The sequence below is a fragment of the Actinophytocola sp. genome (assembly GCF_049647105.1).
Lineage (GTDB): Bacteria > Actinomycetota > Actinomycetes > Mycobacteriales > Pseudonocardiaceae > Actinophytocola.
Map to the genome: position 1 here is coordinate 1 of NZ_JBARWZ010000115.1, position 19,471 is coordinate 19,471.

Sequence of the window (19,471 nt, forward strand, 5' to 3'; positions counted from 1 at the left end):
CCCGGACAACTGGCGTTTGTCCGGGACCGCGGCCCTGTCTGGAAGGGTAACCCGTGGAGGCTTTCGGTGAGATCGCCCGAAAAGCCGGTGCCTGGTTGCCGCTGATCGGTGTCAGCGCGTTGCTCGGCACGCTCGGTGCGCTGGCGCTGCCGATGGTGCTCGGCCGGGCCGTCGACGCGATCGTGTACGGCGGGTCCCCGATGTGGTTCTGGCTGGCCGCCGGGCTGATCGTGCTCGGCATCGCGGCCGACCTGGTCGACGCGTTCGCGGGCACCGCGTGCGTGGCGGGCACGACCGCGTGGGTGCGGAACCGGCTGGTGGGCCACGTGTTGTCGGCCGGGCCCCGGCACGGGTTCGCGACGGGTGACCTGGTGAGCCGGGTCTCCGGCAATGCCGCGGAAGCGGCGAACGCCGGGCCCGCGCTGGTGACGGTGTGGACCTCGGTGCTTCCGCCGGTCGGCAGCCTCGTTCTACTTGTATATCTGGACATCTGGCTCGCGGTGGCGTTCCTCGCTGGTGTCGGACTGGTCGCGGTGGTGCTGCGGCTGTTCACGGTGCGGACCGCGGCGGTGGTGACGGCCTACCTGACGGTGCAGGGCCGGATCGCGGCGCGGCTGTCGGAGTCACTCGCCGGGCTGCGGACGATCGCGGCGGCAGGCACGGTGAACCGGGAGGAGCGCCGGGTGCTGGCGCCGTTGCCCGAGCTGCACGAGCAGGGGATGCGCAGCTGGCGGGTGCTGTCGGGGGCGGCGGCACAGGGCGCGGTGGTGGGGCCGCTGGTGCTGGTGGCGGTGCTGGGAACCGGGGGATGGGCGCTCGCGCAGGGCCGGTTGACACCGGGAGAGCTGTTCGCGGCCGGGCAGTACGCGATGCTTGGCGCGGGGCTCGGGGGATTGACGAGCGTGTTCGGCAGGCTGGCGCGATCACGGGCGGGCGCGACCCGGGTGGGTGCGGTGCTGGCGGTGCCTGCCGTTTCGCATGGCGACGCGACGCTGCCGTGGGGGCAGGGCAGGCTGGCGTTCTGTGCTGTGTCGGTGGATTCGCTGCTGACCGACGTGACGTTCACGGTGCCGGGTGGGTCGTCGGCCGCGGTGGTGGGGCGGTCGGGGGCGGGGAAGTCGGTGCTCGCGGAGGTGGCCGCGCGGTTGCGTGACGCGTCGTCGGGTTCGGTGCTGCTGGACGGGGTGCCGCTGTCGTCGTTGTCGCACGAGGAGTTGCACGCGGCGGTGGGGGTCGCGTTCGAACGGCCGAGGCTGGTCGGTGCCACGGTCGGTGCCGCCATCGGCACGCGGCCGGAGGAGGCGGCACGGGCGACGTACGCACACGAGTTCGTGTCGCGGTTGCCGTCCGGGTACGACACCCCGCTGTCGTCGGCGCCGATGTCGGGTGGGGAGTTGCAGCGGCTGGGGCTGGCACGGGCATGGGGCGCCACACGGCTGCTGGTGCTGGACGACGCGACGTCCAGTGTGGACATGGTGACGGAGCTGCGCATCAGCCGCGCGATGATCGAGGCGGGCGGGCGGACCCGGTTGGTGGTGACGCACCGGATGTCGACCGCCGCGCGGGCGGATCTCGTGGTGTGGCTGGACGCGGGACGGGTGCGGGCAGTGGGCACACACGAGGAGCTGTGGGCGGACCGCGACTACCGCGAGGTGTTCGGATGACTCGTCCCGCCGGGTGCGATCCCAGTGTCCCGAAAGACGCTTTCAGGTCGTTGAGCCTGGATTTTGTCTCGCCGGTTTGCCTTCGGCGGTCGTTTGCCTCCGGCGGCTCCTCGCCGGAGGGGCAGGTCTCCAGGATGGTCTGGGGTTTCGAGGTTTCTTGCGTTGGGTTCGGGTCTGCCTGCCATCCCGTCGTCCTCCCTACGGGCTATCACACCGCGTCAAGGGGGCGGTTCCAGCGTTTGGCGCGGGTTTGTGTTGTTGGTGCCCCCTTGACACGGTGTGATCGGGCTCTGCCAGGTCGACGGGATGGCAGGGAGCCCCTTGGTGGCGGGCTTGCGCCCTTCGGGCGCCCCTTTCGGGGCGCTGGGCACCGCACCCTGCGGGTGCCATGCCACGAAAGGCGCTTTCGGGGCATAGTTGGCGCCACGAAAGCCGCCTTTGGGACGTTCAACGCCCTGAAAGCGCCTTTCGGGGCATCGCGCCTGTCCTCCACCCTGGCGGGAAGCGGGGTTGATCAGGTCGATGGCCGTCGCGCGACCAGACAAACTGAGAAGAACGTCGGTGGATTCAGGTTGAGCGTCCCGAAAGCGTCTTTCGGGGCATCTCACCTGTCCGCCGCCAGGGCCGGGCGCTGCGCGCCCCGGCCCTGGCGGAACCACTTTCCCGACCCCTTGCCTGGTGCGCGGAGGGGACTTTCGTCCACACTGGGTTCGGTTGGTTTGTGGACGGACGCCCGAAGTGGGCCGGAAATGTCGGTGTCCGCTGGTAGCGTGGAATTCGGGGGACCCCCTGCCGTGTCAATGGGACGTTCGTTCGTGGATGTGGGACGGGCGGGGTTGACGTGAAACGGGAACTTCGTTATGCCGTCGCATCATTGTCGCCGCGGCCGACCGCGGCATTGCTGCTCTGGTCATTGCCGGAGGCGGTGCCCGCGGCCGTTTCCGGAATCGCCATCGCCAACGCCGTCGACCAGGGGTTCCTGGCCGGGCGGCCCGGTGTCGGCATGCTCTGGCTCGCCTCCCTGCTCGTCGTCTCCGTCGTCGGTGCGGTCGGCACCCGCATGGTGTTCCGGCGGCTCGGGGACCTCGCGGAACCCTTCCGCGACAAGCTCGTGCACCGCGTGGTCGGCGGCGCGTTGCGCAACGGCGCCGACGGACGGCCCGACCACGGCGCGCTCGCCAGGTTCACCCGCCAGGTGGAAATCGTGCGGGACACCTACGCCGGGCTCGTCGTCGTCGTGCGCGGGTTCCTCGTCACCGTGGTCGGCGTCGTCATCGGCTCCCTGTCGATCGCGCCCGCCATCGCGCTCCTGATCCTGCCGCCGTTCCTCCTCGGGCTGCTCGCCTTCCTCGCCGTCCTCGGGGTCGCCGCCGCCCGTCAGCGGGCATCGGTCCTCGCCGACGAACGGCTCAGCGACGCCGCCGACCGCGTGTTCTCCGGCGTCCGTGACATCTCCGCATGCGGAACCGAGGCGGCCGCCGCCGCGCTCGTCGCCACCCCCATCGCCGAGCAGGCCGCCGCCGAGCGGGCCCTCGCCAAGGTCGCCGCACTGCGGACCGCGTGTTTCGCGATCGGGGGCTGGCTTCCCCTGCTGGTGCTGCTCTTCGCCGGGCCGTGGCTCGTCGGGAACGGGCTCACCGCGGGCGGGATCATGGGTGGTGCCACGTATGTCCTCTTCGGACTACAACCGGCGCTGCAGAACTTCGTCGCCGGGGTCGGGGGCAGCGGGCTGCGGTTCGTGATCACCCTCGGCCGGGTCCTCGACGCCAGCGACGTCGCCGCCGCACCGCGGGCGGACCACCCGAAGCTCGACGGGCACACCGTCCGGCTCCGGGACGTCACCTTCGCCTACGGCCCGCACGCCGAACCGGTCGTCGACCACCTCGACCTCACCGTCGAGCACGGCGAACACCTCGCCGTCGTCGGGCCGAGCGGCATCGGGAAGTCCACTGTGGTCAGTCTGCTGTGCGGGCTGCTGCGACCCGACGATGGTGAGGTGACCCTGGGCGATGTGCCCTCGGCCGACCTCGAACCCGCCGAGCTCGCCACCACCCGGGTGCTGATCCCGCAGGAGGCCTACGTCTTCACCGGCACCCTGCGCGAGAACCTCACGTACCTGAACCCCGATGCCACCACGGACGAGCTGGACTCCGCCGCCGCGGCCATCGGCGCGGACCTCGGCGACTACGACACCGAACTCCGGCCGGAGGAGATGTCCGCAGGCGAACGGCAGCTCGTCGCGCTCGTGCGCGCCTACCTGTCGCCCGCGCCGCTCGTCGTGCTCGACGAGGCCACCTGCCACCTCGACCCGGTCGCGGAACGTCGCGCCGAGGACGCCTTCGCGGCGCGCGGCACGTTGATCGTGATCGCGCACCGGATCAGTTCCGCGCTGCGGGCCGACCGGGTGCTCGTGCTCGACGGCGCGGGTGCCGCGGTCGGTGACCACGCCACGCTGCTGCGAACCTCGCCCCTCTACCGCGACCTGCTCGGCCACTGGGAAGCCGGCCGAACCCCGGCGTCACAGCCAGCCTGACTCGGTCGCGATGCGGATCGCGTCGATCCGTGTCCTGGCCCCGGTCTTGTTCATCGCGTTCGACAGGTAGTTGCGCACCGTTCCCGGTGACAGCGAAAGCTGTTTCGCGATCTCCGGACCGCTCGCCCCCTGCGCCGCCAGCTGCAGCACCGACAACTCCCTTGGTGTGAAAGGGTTCCTGCCCGCCGACAGGGCGGCGATCACCAGGTTCGCGTCGATCACCGTGCCGCCCTGCGCGACGCCGCGGATCGCGTGCAGCAGCCGTGCGGCCGGCGCGTTCTTGTCGATCAAACCGGACACGTCGGCGGCAAGTAGCCTTTTCAACAAACCAACCGGTCGTTTTACCGTAAGCGCCACAATTTGGCACTCCGGCAACCGCTTGCGTAGCTCGTGTACAGTGGTCAACCCTTTGTTCTCCGGCAGGTCGGCAGACACCACCGCGACATCCGGTCGCAACCGGACCGCCACCGACACCGCCTTCTCGTTACATTTCAGGTCAGCGATGACCTCGATGTCCTCCTCCACCGACAACAGACTCACCAATGCCGTGCGCAGAAGGTCCATGTCCTCCGCGAGCAGAACACGGATGGATCTTCGTTCCTCCTGAACCACCGGGTCGGCGGAGCTGCGACGCGCCATGCATCCTCCTGGGACGGTAATCAGCCTGGTGCGGCGATCCCCATCCGATCGCCGTTCCCACAGAGGAGGTCACGACCGACCGAATTCTTGTTACAGATCGTCCTTCACTTGGAGCAACGAGAGAAACAATGAGGTGGATACGGCGCGGGAATGCTACACAAAATATGTTTGGAAATTCTCGGACGGACTAGCGAGGACCCACTCAAAGTAGTTTTCGACAAGCGGCCATCTGGTGCAGATGCACTACGACATCCGCACCAGATGGCTAGTCCTCCTAGCGGTTCAGACCCGTGTCATGGCCGCGCCCATGGCGTTCGCGATCAACGGTGTGTAGCCGCTCGTGTGCCCGGTGATGTTGGGGTGCCAGGAACTCCAGGACGGGGGTCGGGGAGGCCGTTGATCCATTCGGGTGTCGTTGCGGACGCGTGGGCCGGGTGAGGTCGAGCACGCGTCGACGAACCCGGCGTCGTGGCTGTACGTGGTGGCGGACACCCGGTCCGTGACGTCGATCATCGCGGGGCCTGCCAATGGAACCGGTCGTTGGCCGGGCCGATCACGAGCTGGGAGATGGCGACGACGCAGCCAAGGCAGTCGGGGGCGGAGCCGTCGTCGGCGACGAGCGTCGAGGCTCTTGTCGAGTGGCTGCAGATCGCCGCGGCGGTGACCTCACCCAGCGCGTGGAACGCGTGAGCCTGGCGGTCCCACGGCGACACCACCCAAACAAACTGGGCGGCTGGCCCATACGTGTACCGCCGGTACCCGCGTGGTGACTCACCGTTCACAACGCACCTCCGTGAGAGCGCCTGACGGGCGCGGCAGGTTGGGGGTCAGCCGCGTCCGTCGGGGGATGCGGGGCCGGGGGTGATGTGGCGGGTTCGACGCGGTCGCCTGCATCACCCCCGGCCCGTGGGGGCAGCGCACGTGGGGGAGTTGCGCTGCCCGATTCGGGGCGGCCGGAGGGGGCGACACGGCTGTCCCGAAGATATTTTTCAAGATCGTGGTGGAACCGGGCCTCGCTTCGTCTCAGCGACCAGCGGAGCAGCAGCCCCAGTCCGCCGACGAGGATCACGAACCCGGCGAAGATGGCCCACCCGGCCTGATCTGGTGTCATGGCTGCCGCCTCGCCGCGTAGGCGACCAGGCCGATCAGTCCGAAGACCACCCCGGCCAGGAGTACGAACGGCAGCCACCACATGGTCACGAACCCGGCTGCTGTTTTGACTGCCGACGCTGCTCGTCGACTGCTGCCACGTCCAGTCGACGTGCCTTGTTGCGGGGGTCGCTCGCTGCTTTCGATTGCGGGTAGACCTCACGCTCGGTGGGACGGTCTCCGTCTCTCTGCACAGCTGCTCCCTGGGGTCGCTGACTGCCTGTTGGTGTCGACCCGGCAGGCCGGTTGAAGCCGAACCTGCCGGGCGAGACCGACACCGCGTGCACATCGACACCTTGAGGAACCGATACGGTGTGGCCTGCTAGCACTGTACAACTGGACATGTCCAATTGGCTATGCCCAAATGGGGGATGTGTAATAGCGTCCGCTGTCAGGGCAAGATGAAGCCAGGAGACAGACAGATGGACAGCCCCACGGAGGCCACAGATGGCGACCCAGAACCCGCAACGGGTCGAATTCGGGCAGGCGGTGAAACGCGCCCGCCTCGCCGCCGAAGTGACCCTCAAGCAGGTCGAAGAGCGACTGCATTGGTATCCAGGCAAGGCCAGCCGTGTCGAAGCAGGCACCCGTGTGCCCGTCCCCGCAGAGGTCTACCAGCTCGCCGACCTGTTCAATCTGAACAGCGAGGACCGGGCTGCGCTCCACGCGCTCGCCGACGCCGCCCGCAAACGTGAAGTGTCCGCGCACGTCGCCGACTTCGCGCAGTCATTCCTCACCTACGAACGCGCCGCCACCCAGTACGACTACTGGGACGCCGAACTGATCCCCGCCATCCTCCAAACCAAGACCTACGCGCGGGCTCTCCTCGCCACCGCAGGCACCGACGACCTCGACGCACAGGTCGTCGATCGGGTCGCTCGCCGCGCAGTCCTGACCCGAGACGACCCACCGACTGTGCGGGTCCTTCTCGGCGAGGCTGCCCTACGCAGCCAGGTGGGCGGCCCGGACGGGCTCCGCGAACAGCTCGAACATGTGCTCGAGACCGCCACTCTGCCGAACGTCACCATCCGGGTGCTTCCCGACACCGTCGGCGCGCACCGCGCCAAGGGCGTCGGCTTCACCTACCTGCATCTCGCCTCATCCGACGTGACCCGCGTCTACATCGACGGCATCACCGACGCCACCTACATCCACGAGGCCGACGAGACCGCGGTCTACTCCGCCACGTTCGAAGGCATCTGGGCGCAGGCGTTGGACGACGAAGGCTCTGCGACGATCCTCCGCGTGCACATCGGTACCGATTGACGGAGGAGCTACATGGAGGAGCGCTGGAAGAAGTCGTCACGGTCAAGCGGGGCGAACACCTGCGTCGAGCTGGGTAGCAGCGGCGCCGCGATCCGAGACTCGAAGAACCCGGACGGCCCTCGCATCGAGGTGTCGTGGCAGACGCTGGTCGCCGCGATGAAGCGAGCCCACTGACCACCGCGACTGCGCCCCCAGAGCATTGGTAGCCCTGGGGGCGCACTGCTGTGTTCAGGCCGGTGGCGTCATGTCCACTCCGGCCTGCTCGACTCCCTGACCAGGCACGCGACCATGACGGATACATCCGGCGCCACGATGCGCTGGAGGGAAGTCGAGCTTGAGCGGCGGGAACAACGGAGACTGCGTCGAGTTGGGTCACGCGGTTGGCGTCCGCGACAGCAAGAACCCGGGTGGCCCTCACCTCGAGCTGTCGTGGCGGTCGTTGATCGTCGCTGTGCGAGACGACCACCTATCCCGCTGACACACTGCACGGCCTGCGCCCCCAGAGCCTCACGGATCTGGGGGCGCAGACGGTTCAGACCTGTGCCAGGGCGGCGTTCATGGCGTTCGCGACCAGCGGGGTGTAGCCGTTCGTGTGGCCGGCGGCGTTGGGGTGGTAGGACTCCAGGACCGGGTTCGAGAGGCCGTTGACCCACTCGGCGTCGTCGCAGACGGCGTGGCCGGTGAAGGGTGAGCGCACGTCGACGAACCGGAACCCGTGCGCCGCCGCGCGGCCCGCGATGGTCGTCGCGAGCAGGTCGGCGGTGGCGTTCAGTGAGGTCTGCTCCGACGGGCTGATCCGTGCGCCCGCGTTGCACTCCTCGCCGTTGAACAGGCGGGGGTAGCCGACCACGACGACCCGCGCGTTCGGTGCCCTCGTGCGGATCTGGCCATAGAGGTTGTTCAATGCGCCGGGCAGCGTGTCGCGGATGTAGTTGTTCGCGTTGTTGATGTCACCCGTGCAGGTCCACGGCCACGGCAGGGCGCACTGGGTGATCACGTCGGCGAACCCGGCGTCGTTGCCGCCGACCGACACGGTCACGTATGCGGTGGCCGCGTTGAGGCTGCCCAGTTGGTTCAGTACGTCCGGCACCCGCGCTCCGGAGCACGCGGCGAAGGTCAGCGGCGCGCCGAGCCGCGCGGCCACCTGCACCGGGTAGGCCTGCGCGCCTCGGTAGCAGGAACCGCTGTCCGGGTAGTAGGTGCGGGTGCCGACGCCGGACGAGTACGAGTCGCCGAGCGCGGTGTACGGACCGGCCGCCGCCTGGGCCTGGCCGACGCCGACGAGGGTGAGCAGGGTGGCGATGGCGGTGGCCAACGCCAGTCGTTTGCCTTGTCGCATGGGTTGTCTCCACACGTTGCAGGGGATGTCCGGGGGGTCGGACATGATCAGCGTGCGTGTGTGCCCCGCGCCGGGCAATCGGCTGATTCGGTAATTGTTTTCGGCTATTCGGGAGAGTTCGCGACTTTCCGTCGTCTTCAGTGCGTGGCGCTAAAGTTGGGCACATGTGCCGAAACATCACCCCGCTCCGCGGACTCGAGCCCGCCGCCACCGACGAGGAGATCAAGGCGGCCGCTCTTCAGTTCGTCCGCAAGGTGGCCGGCGTCGCGACGGTCACCGACAAGACCCGCGACGCGATCGACCAGGCCGTCGCCGAGATCACCGCGAGCACCACGCGCCTGCTGGCCGAGCTGCCGCCGCGCAAGCAGCCGCCCGCGACGGTGCCGCCGCTGCGCAGGCCGGAGGTTCGCGCCCGGATAGCGGCGCGGGCGGCCGAGTCCAGCTGATCCCTCCACGATGTGACCGTCTGTGACGTCTCACACCGTCGAGTGGTGTAATTCGGCACTCAGCGTGATCCCGAGGTAGAGTCGCGGGTCGGCCGTCTGTCGGTTCAGACGGCTCGCTGCACCGCGTGCCGCCGGACGCAGCGCTATCCACGGAGGATCCGTTGAGCCTGCGTTCGCCCGGTGATCGATGACCGCCATCTGCGCTGAGTCACTGCTCGACACGCTCACCACGCCACTCGCCAGGTTCAGCGGCGCCGCCGCCGCCGCGCCCCGCACCCTGAACGACATCCTCGCCGACACCGCGGCCCGCCACCCGGCGGCGCCCGCGATCGACGACGGCGCGACCGTGCTCACCTACACCGGCCTGCTGTCGGCTGTCGACGAGCTGCGTCAGAAGCTCGCCGCCGAGGGCATCGGCGCCGGTGACCGGGTCGGCGTCCGGGTGCCGTCCGGCACCGCGGACCTGTACGTCGCGATCCTCGCCGTGCTCGCGGCGGGCGCGGCCTATGTCCCGGTCGACTTCGAGGACCCCGACGAGCGCGCTGACCTGGTGTTCGCCGAGGCCGCGGTGTGCGCGGTGCTTGGCGCGGGCCGCGAGCTGGTCGTGTGCGACACCCCGGCCGGGCGCGGTCCCGCCGGCCTTGCCGACGACGCGTGGATCATCTTCACCTCCGGCTCCACCGGCAAGCCGAAGGGTGTCGCGGTCAGCCACCGCTCGGCAGCCGCGTTCGTCGACGCCGAGGCGGACCTGTTCCTCGTCGACGACCCCATCGGTCAGGACGATCGCGTACTCGCCGGGCTGTCCGTCGCGTTCGACGCCTCCTGCGAGGAGATGTGGCTCGCGTGGCGGTACGGCGCGTGCCTCGTGCCCGCGCCGCGCTGGCTCGTCCGCACCGGTGTCGACCTCGGGCCGTGGCTGGTGGAGCAGGAGATCACGGTCGTCTCCACGGTGCCGACACTCGTCGCGCTGTGGCCGCCCGAGGCGCTGCTCGACGTGCGGCTGCTGATCCTCGGCGGCGAGGCGTGCCCGCCCGACCTGGCGGAACGGCTCGCCCAGGACGGCCGCGAGGTCTGGAACACCTACGGCCCCACCGAGGCCACGGTCGTCGCGTGCGGCGCCCGCATGACCGGCGACGGCCCGGTCCGCATCGGACTGCCGCTCGCGGGCTGGGAGCTGGCGGTCGTGGACCCGGCCGGTGAGGTCGTGCCCATGTGCGGCACGGGCGAGCTGGTCATCGGCGGTGTCGGCCTCGCAAGGTACCTCGACCCCGGCAAGGACGCCGAGAAGTACGCGCCGCTGCCATCGCTTGGCTGGCCCCGTGCCTACCGCAGCGGTGACCTCGTGCGTGCCGAGCCCGAGGGCCTGGTGTTCCTCGGCCGCGCCGACGAGCAGGTCAAGCTCGGCGGCCGCCGCATCGAGCTGGGGGAGATCGACGCCGCGCTGCTGGCGCTGCCCGGGGTGACCGGCGCCGCCGCGGCCGTCCGCACCACCGCGAGCGGCACCCAGCTGCTCGTCGGCTACGTCGTCGTGGCCAAGGACTTCGACACCGACGGCGCGCTGACCAGGCTGCGGGAGGCCCTGCCCGCCGCGCTCGTGCCTCGGCTCGCGGTCGTCGGCACGCTGCCCACCCGCACCTCCGGCAAGGTCGACCGGAACGCGCTGCCCTGGCCGCTGGCTCCCGGCACGGCCGAGACCGCCGAACTGCGCGGCACGCAGGCGTGGCTCGGTGAACGCTGGGCCGAGGTCCTCGGCACGCCACCCGCCGGACCCGGCGCCGACTTCTTCGCGTCCGGCGGTGGCAGCCTCGCCGCCGCCCGGCTCGTGTCGCTGGTGCGTGCGGGCTACCCCTCGATGTCGGTGGGCGACGTCTACCACCACCCGACCGTCGCGGCGCTGGCCGCGCGGCTCGACGACCTGGCGGGCACGCGGGCATCGACCCGGGAGATCGCACCCGTGCCGCGGCGCGCCGCGGTGATCCAGACTCTCGCGATGCTGCCGCTGCTGACGATCGTCGGTCTGCGGTGGACGGTCGCGCTCGCCGCGCTCGGTAACGTGCTCGGCTATCCGGTCACCACGTCGTGGTGGCTCGTCGGCGCGGGCTGGCTGCTGTTGTTCAGCCCGCCCGGCAGGCTCGCGATCGCCGCCGGTGGTGCCCGGATGTTGTTGCGTGGCATCAAACCCGGCACCTATCCGCGTGGCGGCGGCGTCCACCTGCGACTGTGGGCGGCAGAACAGCTCGCCGAACGGAGCGGCGCGACCGACCTCGCGGGCTCCTGGCTCACCCACTACGCCCGCGCGCTCGGCGCCCGCATCGCCGAGGGCGCCGACCTGCACTCGCTGCCGCCGGTCACCGGCATGTTGAAGGTCTGCGCCGGTGCCGCGATCGAGCCGGAGGTCGACCTGTCCGGCACGTGGGTCGACGGCGACCTCGTCCACATCGGCAAGATCCGCATCGGCGCCGACGCGACCGTCGGTGCGCGCAGCACCCTGTTCCCCGGCGCCCGCATCGGCAAGCGCGCCGAGATCGCGCCCGGCTCCGGGGTGGTCGGCGCCGTGCCGACCGGGCAGCGCTGGTCCGGGGTGCCCGCGGTCAAGCAGGGCAAGGCCGCGCACCGGTGGCCCAAGGCCCGCCCGGCCCGGCCGCGCACCTGGCTCGCCATCTACGACGTCACCTCCGTCCTCCTCGGACTGCTGCCGGTGGTGTCCGCGCTCCCGGCGCTGTGGCTGCTGACCGTCTTCCTCGGCGGCACCCCGGCAGTGGGCGCCGCGCTCGCCGCCGTGCCCGCGGTGACCGTGGCCTGGTTCGGCACGCACGCACTGCTGACGCTGGTGTCCGTGCGGCTGCTCGGCATCGGCCTGCGCGCGGGCCACCATCCCGTGCGCGGCCGCGTCGCGTGGCAGGCGTGGACCACGCTGCGGCTCATGGACTCCGCGCGCAGCCTGCTCTTTCCGTTGTACGCCAGCCTGTTCACGCCCGTCTGGCTGCGTGCGCTCGGCATGCGCGTCGGCAGGCACGTCGAGGCGTCGACCGTCGTGGCGCTGCCCGCGATGACGACCGTCGGCGACGGTGCGTTCCTCGCCGACGACACCCTGGTCGCCGCCTACGAGCTCGGCGGCGGCTGGCTGCGGATCGCGGCCGTGCGGGTCGGGAAACGTGCGTTCGTCGGCAACTCCGGCATGGCGGCACCCGGCCGTTCGGTGCCCAAGCGCGGGCTCGTCGGGGTGCTGTCCGCGGCGCCGAAACACGCCAAGGCGGGCAGTTCCTATCTGGGCATGCCGCCGATCAAGCTGCCGCGCGTGGCCGAGCGCGGCGAGGCAGGGCGGACCTACGAGCCGCCACGCGGGCTGCTCGTCGCCCGCGCGCTCGTCGAGCTGTGCCGGATCGTGCCGATGATGTGCTCGGTCGCGCTCGCCGTGCTGGTGCTCGCCGGGATCGCCGCGGTCGGCCTCCCGCTCGGGTTGCTGCTCGGCGGGGTGCTGCTCGCGGGTGGCGGGTTCGTCGCGTGCGTGGTCGCGGTGGCCGCGAAGTGGGTGCTGGTCGGCCGGTTCCGTGCGCGCAACCACCCGCTGTGGTCGTCGTTCGTGTGGCGCAACGAACTGGCGGACACCTTCGTCGAGGTCCTGGCGGTGCCGTGGCTCGTCGGCGCGGTCGGCGGCACACCGCTGATGTCGTGGTGGCTGCGTGCGCTCGGTGCACGCGTCGGCCGCGGCGTGTGGTGCGACTCGTACTGGCTGCCAGAGGCGGACCTGGTCCATCTGGGTGATGGAGCGACCGTGAATCGAGGGTGTGTTGTGCAAACACACCTGTTCCATGATCGGATCTTGCGCATGGACCAGGTGACTCTCTCCGCCGGTGCCACGCTCGGCCCCCACGGCATCGTGCTTCCCGGCACCACTCTCGGCGCGCATACCTGCGTCGGGCCCGCATCGCTCGTGATGGCGGGCGAGCAGGTGCCCCCGGGCACCCGCTGGCTCGGCAACCCCGTCGCGGCATGGCGCTGAGGGACATCGACCTACTCGGGCACGGCAACCCCGGCTACCGGGTCTCGCACTACGACCTCGAGCTGGCGACCAAGCCGGCGACCGGACGGCTGACGGGGAAGGCGCGACTGACCGTGGTCGCGTCGGCGCCGGACACTCCGCTCGTGTTCGACCTCGGGCCGTTCCGGGTCGAGCGGGTGCTGGTGGACGGCCAACCGGTGCGGTGGACGCACCGGGGCGGCAAGCTGCGCATCCGCGGCCGGTTCCTCGTGGACACCCCGTTCCCGGTGGAGATCCGGTACGCGGGACGGCCGGCGCCGGTGCGCACCCGGCACTGGGGCGAGGTCGGCTGGGACGAACTGACCGACGGCGTGATCGTCGCGAGCCAGCCGGTCGGTGCGCCGTCCTGGTTCCCCTGCAACGATCTCGTCGGCGCGAAGGCCACGTTCCGCATCGAGGTCACCGTGCCCACCGCGTACACGGTGGTGGCCAACGGGGTGCTCGCGGCCAGGTTGGTCCGCGGCTCGACCACCACGTGGACCTACCTCGCCGACGAGCCGATGGCGCCCTATCTCGCGACTGTCCAAATAGGATTATACGAGCGGAGCCTGTTGTCGTCCGGGCAGATCCTCGCGGTGTCCAGGGGGCTCTCGCGGGCCGCGCAGCACGACTTCGCCCGCCAGCCCAAGATGATGCGGGTGTTCACGGACCTGTTCGGCCCGTATCCGTTCGCGGAGTACGCCGTGGTGGTGACCGACGACGAACTGGAGGTGCCGGTCGAGGCGCAGGCCCTGTCGATCTTCGGCGCCAACCACGTCGACGGGCGCCGCGGCCACGAGCGGCTGGTCGCGCACGAGCTGGCCCACCAGTGGTTCGGCAACAGCGTCGGCCTCGCGGACTGGCAGCACATCTGGCTCAACGAGGGCTTCGCCGCGTACGCGGAGTGGCTGTGGTCCGAGCGGTCCGGCGGTCAGCCCGCCGAGGCGCTCGCGGCACGGTCCCGGAGCCTGCTCGCGACCAAGCCGCAGAACCTCCGCATCGGTGAGCCGTCCGCCCGCGACATGTTCGACGACCGCCTCTACCAGCGCGGCGCCCTCACCCTCCACACCTTGCGCACACTGCTCGGCGACGACGTGTTCTTCCCCCTGTTGCGGGAGTGGACCGCCATCCACCAGTACGACACGGTGGTGACGTCGGACTTCGTGTCCCTCGCCGAACGCCACGCGGGCCGTTCGCTGACCGCGTTCTTCTACCTGTGGCTGTATCAGCCCGCTTTGCCGTGAGTGCACAAATGTGTCCTCTCCGTGCACACTCGATCGCTGTGGGTGAGATCGGCCCGTAGCGTCGGTGGGCATGCTGAAGGTGCTCCTGGCGGCCGCGATCGCGCTGGTCCCTGCCGCCGTACCCGCTTCAGCCGACGTGTCCGTCCAGGACACGCGGCCACCCGGATGCTCCAGCCACTTCAAGGACCCCAACCCCAGACAGCGGACCATCATCCGCGACACCAACCTGCACGAGATGTCGAACCCGCCGGTCTGCGCGCCGCACGGCCCCTACCTCGGCGCACTGAGTGCCGGGTCGACGTTCGTCGTCTACTACGCCGACCCGTTCGAGCCGCTGTGGTGCTACGGCTACTCGTGGCAGCTCGCACGGACCGGCTACATCCTGTGCGAGGCCTACGACGCTCCAGCCGCCGCGCCAGCCGAACCCGTCGCCCAGCCCCGTGAACCCTGTAACGGCACCTACACGCACTGCGAGACCAACCAGTGCGACGCCGGGCGGTTCTACCGCAACTACGACCCGACCGCCGACAACTTCTCGTGGGAGTGGGGCGACCCGCTCGCGAAGGGCGAGCAGGGCGACATCCGTGACGAGCCCTACCGCCGCTACGGGCCGCGCGGGGTGCGGGCCATGCACGGCGGCCAGTGGGGGTTCTACAGCACGGGCTGTTTCCCGTAAGCACGCAACGCGCAGGTCCGGGGGTCCCAGTCTGTGTCCGAGTGCGGACATAGACTGCGGGCCTCCCGGACGACATAAGGAGCGCGTGTGCCAGAGCCGAGCGGTTCGCCGAACGGCGTGACGGAACTGGCGGGCGGACCGAGCGGACAGAGCAAGCCGGTCGGCCTCGTGGTCGGCACCGTCGCCGCCAGCCCGCTCGAGTTCTCCGTCGGGGTGGCGTCGGACCAGTACCTGCAGCTCGACGACGTGGTCGTCACCCGGCGCAAGCTGCCGGACGGCAGCGAGGTGCAGATCGCCGGTGTCGTCACCCAGATCGAGGCCGGGCACGAGGGCGCGCGGTTCGCCTCCGACGTCTTCCTGATCGAACAGGGCGCGCTGCCCGCCGAGGTGTCCGAGGTCGCCGAGATCACCGTCACCAGGGTCGAGCCCGAGGTGTACGTGCCGCCGCGGCCGGGCAGTCCGGTGTCGCGGGCCGAGGGCGCGGAACGAGACTCCGCGCTGTACTTCGACACGATGGCCGACGCGAAGGTGCCGGTCGGGCTCGGACGTGACGGCCAGCCCGTGTTCCTCAACTTCGAGTTCGTGGACGGCACCCGGGGCGGCCACGTCTCCATCTCCGGCGTCTCCGGCATCGCGACCAAGACCTCGTTCGCCACGTTCCTGCTGCACTCGATCTTCAACTCGGGCGTGCTGCACGGCGAGGCGCACAACACCAAGGCGCTGATCTTCTCCGTCAAGGGCGAGGACCTGCTGTTCCTCGACTACGAGAACTCGCGGCTCACCGACGAGATGCGTGCCAAGTACGGCCTGCTCGGCCTGCCGTCGTCGTCGTTCCGCAACGTGCAGGTGTTCGCGCCGCCCCGGCCAGGTGACCCGAGCGGCACCCCGGACGTGCGGGCCCGCGACCGCGCGGTGTCGCCGTTCTACTGGACGCTCACCGAGTTCTGCGAGCAGGAGCTGCTGCCGTTCGTGTTCGCCGACGGCGAGGACGAACGCGCCCAGTACACGATGCTGATCGGCCAGGTCGCCGCCCGGCTCAAGCGTGACTACACGAAGGTCGGCGCAGACGGGGCCATCTCGGTCTCCGGCGTGGACACCCGCAACGGTGGCCCCATCCGCACGTTCGAGCAGCTCGTCGCGCTGATCGAGGACGAGCTGCTCGACGAGGAGCTGCGCCGCGACTGGGTGGCGGGGTCCACCTCGACCGGCAGCGTCAACGCCTTCCTGCGCCGCCTGCGCTCGGCCGTGAAGCCGCTCGAACGGCTGATCCGGGCGGACCTCAAGGACCGGGGGGATCGGTCGCTCACCACGTCGAAGGCGCAGGTCACGGTCATCGACCTGCACAACCTGCCGGACCGGGCACAGCGGTTCGTGGTCGGTGTTTCGCTGCGGCAGGAGTTCCGGCGCAAGGAGGAGCAGGGCACCGCGCGGCCGCTCATGTTCATCGTGCTGGACGAGCTGAACAAGTACGCGCCACGCGACGGCGACAGCCCGATCAAGCAGATCCTGCTCGACGTCGCGGAGCGTGGCCGTTCGCTTGGCGTGATCCTCATCGGCGCGCAGCAGACCGCGTCCGAGGTGGAGCGGCGGATCGTCGCGAACTGTTCGATCCGCGTCGCGGGCAGGCTCGACCCGGCCGAGGCGTCGCGGCCCGAGTACGGCTACCTGCCGCCCGCGCAGCGGCAGCGTGCAACGATCGCGAAGCCCGGCACGATGTTCGTCTCGCAACCCGACATCCCGGTGCCGCTCGCGATCGAGTTCCCCTTCCCGGCCTGGGCCACCCGGCCTGCCGAGAAGGGCGCCTGGACCGGCGTCGACGACGGCCCCGCGCCGCCCGCCGACCCGTTCTCCGGCCTGGATGACGACCCGCCGCCGTTCTGAGTCGTTACTGAGGGGTTTCATGAAGATCCTGCACACGGCCGACTGGCACGTAGGCAAGGTGCTGAAGAACCAGCCACGCATCGACGAGCAGCGCGCCGTGCTCCGCGACCTGGTGCGGGTCGCGGACTCCGAGGATGTCGACCTCGTCATCGTGGCGGGCGACCTGTTCGAGACCGCGGCGCCCACCCCGCAGGCACAGGGCCTGGTCATGCAGACACTCATGGCGCTGCGCAGCGAGGGCAGGCACGTGGTGGTGCTCGCGGGCAACCACGACAACGCACGGCTCGTGCAGGATGTCTACCGGCCGGTGCTCGGCGAGCTGGGCATGCACGTGATCGGCACTCCGCAGCGTCCCGACCGCGGCGGCACGGCGACGCTGACGGCGCGGTCTGGCGAGCAGGCAGTGGTGGCCGCGCTGCCGTTCCTGTCCCACCGGCACGCGGTGCGGGCCGCGGAAGTGTTGCTGCACAACCCTTCCCAGCACAACCAGGACTACGCCAACCGCGTGCGCGCGATCGTCGGCACGCTGTGCGCCGGGTTCACCGGCGACACCGTCAACCTCGTCACCACGCACGCGACGCTGCTCGGCGGCCGGTGGGGCGGCGGCGAGCGGGCGGTGCAGACGCTGCTCGGCTACGAGGTGCCGCCGGACACGTTCCCCGTGAGCACGCACTACGCCGCGCTCGGCCACCTGCACCGGTACCAGGAGATCGGCGGGCCGTGCCCGATCGCGTACTCCGGTTCGCCGATCGCGCTGGACTTCGGCGAGGAGGACAACCAGTCGGTCGCGTTGATCGTCACGGTCACCCCGGACAGCCGCGCCAGGATCCGCCCGGTGCCGCTGACCGGCGGCCGCCGCCTCGCCACGCTGCGCGGCACGCTCGACGAGGTCGTCGCCGCCGGCGAGGAGGCCGGGGACGCGTTCCTGCGGGTGATCCTCACGCAGAAGGCCAGCGCCGGGCTCGCCGACCTGGTCCGCGAGAAGCTGCCGAACACGCTCGACGTGCAGATCGACGAGAAGTTCCGCGCGCAGGCGCAGGCCGGTGCCGTGCGGTCGCGGATCGGCCGGTCACCGACGGACCTGTTCGCGGACTTCCTGTCGGAGAAGGAAGTCGACGACCCGCGCCTCGCCGCGATGTTCGCCGAACTGCTCGAGGAGTCGACGTGAGCGGGAGTGACGGAGCGCGCGCCGTCTGGACTGACGAGCAGCGCAGGAGGGAAGACGGCGTGTTAGCGGAGGAACGACGCGAACAATTCCACCCAGGGGGTCGTTGACATGCGTCCGTTGCGCCTGATGTTCGAGGGCTTTGGCAGCTACCGCGACGAGACCGACGTCGCGCTGCACGACGTCGACTTCTTCGTGCTCACCGGGCCGACCGGGGCAGGCAAGTCGACGGTGATCGACGCGCTGTGCTTCGCGCTGTACGGCACGGTTCCCCGCTGGGGCAAGGGGAACGTCATCCGCAACGCGCTCGCGCCATCGGTCAACGAGGGCAAGGTGTGCCTCGTGTTCGAGGCGGCGGGCGGCCGGTACGCGGCGGTGCGGCTGCTGCGGCGGACCGCGCAGGGCAACGTGCAGACCAAGGAGGCGCGGCTCGACCGGCTCGACCCGGGTGTGCCGCCCGACGCCGACCTCACCAAGATCCTCGAGGCCGTCGCCGAGTCCGTGGCCGAGGGGGACAAGGTCACCGGCGCGGTCAGCGAGCTGCTCGGCATCGGGTACGACCAGTTCACCCAGTGCGTCGTGCTGCCACAGGGCCGGTTCGCGGAGTTCCTGCAGGCCAAGCCGAGCGACCGGCAGGACCTGCTGATCCAGCTGCTCGCCTACGCCATCTACGAGGACGTCGGGCAGCGCGCCAGGGAGCGTGCCAGGGTCGCCAAGAGCAAGCTGGAGATGACCGAGAAGCGGCTGGGCGAGCTGGGTGCGGTCACCGAGGACGTGGTCGCCGCGGCCGAGAAGCGCGTCGCCGCCCTGGACGCGCTCGTGCCGACCGTGGACGAGGCCGTCGAGAAGATGGCCGAGGTGCGCACGAAGTGGTCCGAGGCCAACGCGGCCGCCAAGGTCGTCCGTGAACAGCTCACCGACCTGGGCGGGCTCCGCCGCCCCGGTGACGTGGTCGACCTGGCCACCCGGCTCGTCGACGCCGACGAGCAGGTCGCGCGCCGCGCGGAGGAGCGCACCACCGCCGAGAAGGCGGAGGCCGAGGCGGAGACCGTCAGGTCCGGCCTGCCGGAGGCCATGGAGCTGACCCGCTGGCGCGACGCCCACGTTCGCCAGACCACGCTCGCCGAGCGCCTGGAGCGGCTCCGCGCGGACGCGAAGCGGGCCGACGACGCCGAGCACGTCGCGGCGGGGGAGTTCGCGTCGGCCGAGCAGGCGCTCGTCGACGCCGAGACCGCCCAGGTCGCCGCCGACCGGGCCCACCGGTCGGTCGCGCTCGCCGCGGACCTGGTCGAGGGCGAGCCGTGCCCGGTGTGCCGCCAGCAGGTCCACGACCTGCCCCACCACGCGATGCCCGCCGACCTCGACGACGCGCGTGGCGCGGTCAAGGCGGCGAAGTCGCGGGTCACCGCGTTGCGCAAGGCGCACGCGGACGCCAGCTTGGCCGCCGC

Annotated in this window: 16 protein-coding genes; 12 read left to right on the forward strand and 4 right to left on the reverse strand. The window is 70.6% G+C overall.

All coding sequences use genetic code 11. The features are described 5' to 3' along the window. Positions 1-53 precede the first annotated feature (53 nt). On the forward strand, positions 54-1,664 hold the full coding sequence (locus WBA97_RS13925; protein WP_424231203.1) for an ABC transporter ATP-binding protein: 1,611 nt from the start codon (positions 54-56) through the stop codon (positions 1,662-1,664). 874 nt (positions 1,665-2,538) lie between these two features. Further along, on the forward strand, positions 2,539-4,197 hold the full coding sequence (locus WBA97_RS13930; protein ID WP_424231204.1) for an ABC transporter ATP-binding protein: 1,659 nt from the start codon (positions 2,539-2,541) through the stop codon (positions 4,195-4,197). Here WBA97_RS13930 and WBA97_RS13935 read toward each other — a convergent pair. The 3 genes from WBA97_RS13935 to WBA97_RS13945 form a co-directional block, all read right to left on the reverse strand. Next, positions 4,183-4,836: a response regulator transcription factor gene (locus tag WBA97_RS13935; RefSeq protein ID WP_424231205.1), complete on the reverse strand. Its 654-nt coding sequence runs from the start codon at positions 4,834-4,836 to the stop codon at positions 4,183-4,185. The two genes, WBA97_RS13930 and WBA97_RS13935, sit on opposite strands and share 15 nt — an antisense overlap. 282 nt (positions 4,837-5,118) lie before the next feature. After that, entirely contained in the window at positions 5,119-5,349 is a 231-nt protein-coding gene (locus WBA97_RS13940) for a hypothetical protein (RefSeq protein ID WP_424231206.1), read from the reverse strand. Next, the gene (locus WBA97_RS13945) at positions 5,346-5,552 is read right to left on the reverse strand and encodes a hypothetical protein (protein WP_424231207.1); all 207 of its coding nucleotides are present in this window, start codon (positions 5,550-5,552) and stop codon (positions 5,346-5,348) included. Before WBA97_RS13945 ends, WBA97_RS13940 begins: the two co-directional genes overlap by 4 nt. An 880-nt stretch (positions 5,553-6,432) precedes the next feature. On the opposite strand from WBA97_RS13945, the gene WBA97_RS13950 reads away from it, so the two are divergent. The 3 genes from WBA97_RS13950 to WBA97_RS13960 all read left to right on the forward strand — a co-directional run bounded on the left by WBA97_RS13950 (position 6,433) and on the right by WBA97_RS13960 (position 7,729). Continuing rightward, the gene (locus tag WBA97_RS13950) at positions 6,433-7,251 is read left to right on the forward strand and encodes a helix-turn-helix domain-containing protein (protein WP_424231208.1); all 819 of its coding nucleotides are present in this window, start codon (positions 6,433-6,435) and stop codon (positions 7,249-7,251) included. 12 nt (positions 7,252-7,263) lie between these two features. Beyond that, positions 7,264-7,425: a DUF397 domain-containing protein gene (locus tag WBA97_RS13955; protein WP_424231209.1), complete on the forward strand. Its 162-nt coding sequence runs from the start codon at positions 7,264-7,266 to the stop codon at positions 7,423-7,425. A gap of 160 nt (positions 7,426-7,585) precedes the next feature. Beyond that, positions 7,586-7,729: a DUF397 domain-containing protein gene (locus WBA97_RS13960; protein ID WP_424231210.1), complete on the forward strand. Its 144-nt coding sequence runs from the start codon at positions 7,586-7,588 to the stop codon at positions 7,727-7,729. A gap of 54 nt (positions 7,730-7,783) precedes the next feature. On the opposite strand, the gene WBA97_RS13965 is transcribed toward WBA97_RS13960, so the two are convergent. Further along, entirely contained in the window at positions 7,784-8,590 is an 807-nt protein-coding gene (locus WBA97_RS13965; RefSeq protein ID WP_424231211.1) for an SGNH/GDSL hydrolase family protein, read from the reverse strand. A 164-nt stretch (positions 8,591-8,754) separates the two neighbouring features. Between WBA97_RS13965 and WBA97_RS13970 the strand changes: the two genes are divergently transcribed. The 7 genes from WBA97_RS13970 to WBA97_RS14000 form a co-directional block, all read left to right on the forward strand. Then, a complete protein-coding gene (locus tag WBA97_RS13970) occupies positions 8,755-9,036 on the forward strand; it encodes a DUF2277 domain-containing protein (protein WP_424231212.1) in 282 nt (93 codons plus the stop codon). Between the two features lie 187 nt (positions 9,037-9,223). Further along, positions 9,224-13,039 (forward strand): Pls/PosA family non-ribosomal peptide synthetase, encoded by a 3,816-nt coding sequence (locus WBA97_RS13975; protein ID WP_424231213.1) that lies wholly within the window; start codon positions 9,224-9,226, stop codon positions 13,037-13,039. Next, positions 13,030-14,301, forward strand: coding sequence for a M1 family metallopeptidase (locus WBA97_RS13980; RefSeq protein ID WP_424231214.1), 1,272 nt, complete (start codon positions 13,030-13,032; stop codon positions 14,299-14,301). Before WBA97_RS13975 ends, WBA97_RS13980 begins: the two co-directional genes overlap by 10 nt. Positions 14,302-14,371: 70 nt before the next feature. Further along, positions 14,372-14,977: a hypothetical protein gene (locus WBA97_RS13985; protein ID WP_424231215.1), complete on the forward strand. Its 606-nt coding sequence runs from the start codon at positions 14,372-14,374 to the stop codon at positions 14,975-14,977. Positions 14,978-15,064: 87 nt separating this feature from the next. Continuing rightward, positions 15,065-16,858: an ATP-binding protein gene (locus WBA97_RS13990; protein ID WP_424231216.1), complete on the forward strand. Its 1,794-nt coding sequence runs from the start codon at positions 15,065-15,067 to the stop codon at positions 16,856-16,858. 19 nt (positions 16,859-16,877) lie between these two features. Continuing rightward, the gene (locus WBA97_RS13995; protein ID WP_424231217.1) at positions 16,878-18,026 is read left to right on the forward strand and encodes an exonuclease SbcCD subunit D; all 1,149 of its coding nucleotides are present in this window, start codon (positions 16,878-16,880) and stop codon (positions 18,024-18,026) included. Between the two features lie 108 nt (positions 18,027-18,134). After that, on the forward strand, positions 18,135-19,471 hold a 1,337-nt coding region (locus WBA97_RS14000; RefSeq protein ID WP_424231218.1), incomplete at its 3' end, for an AAA family ATPase.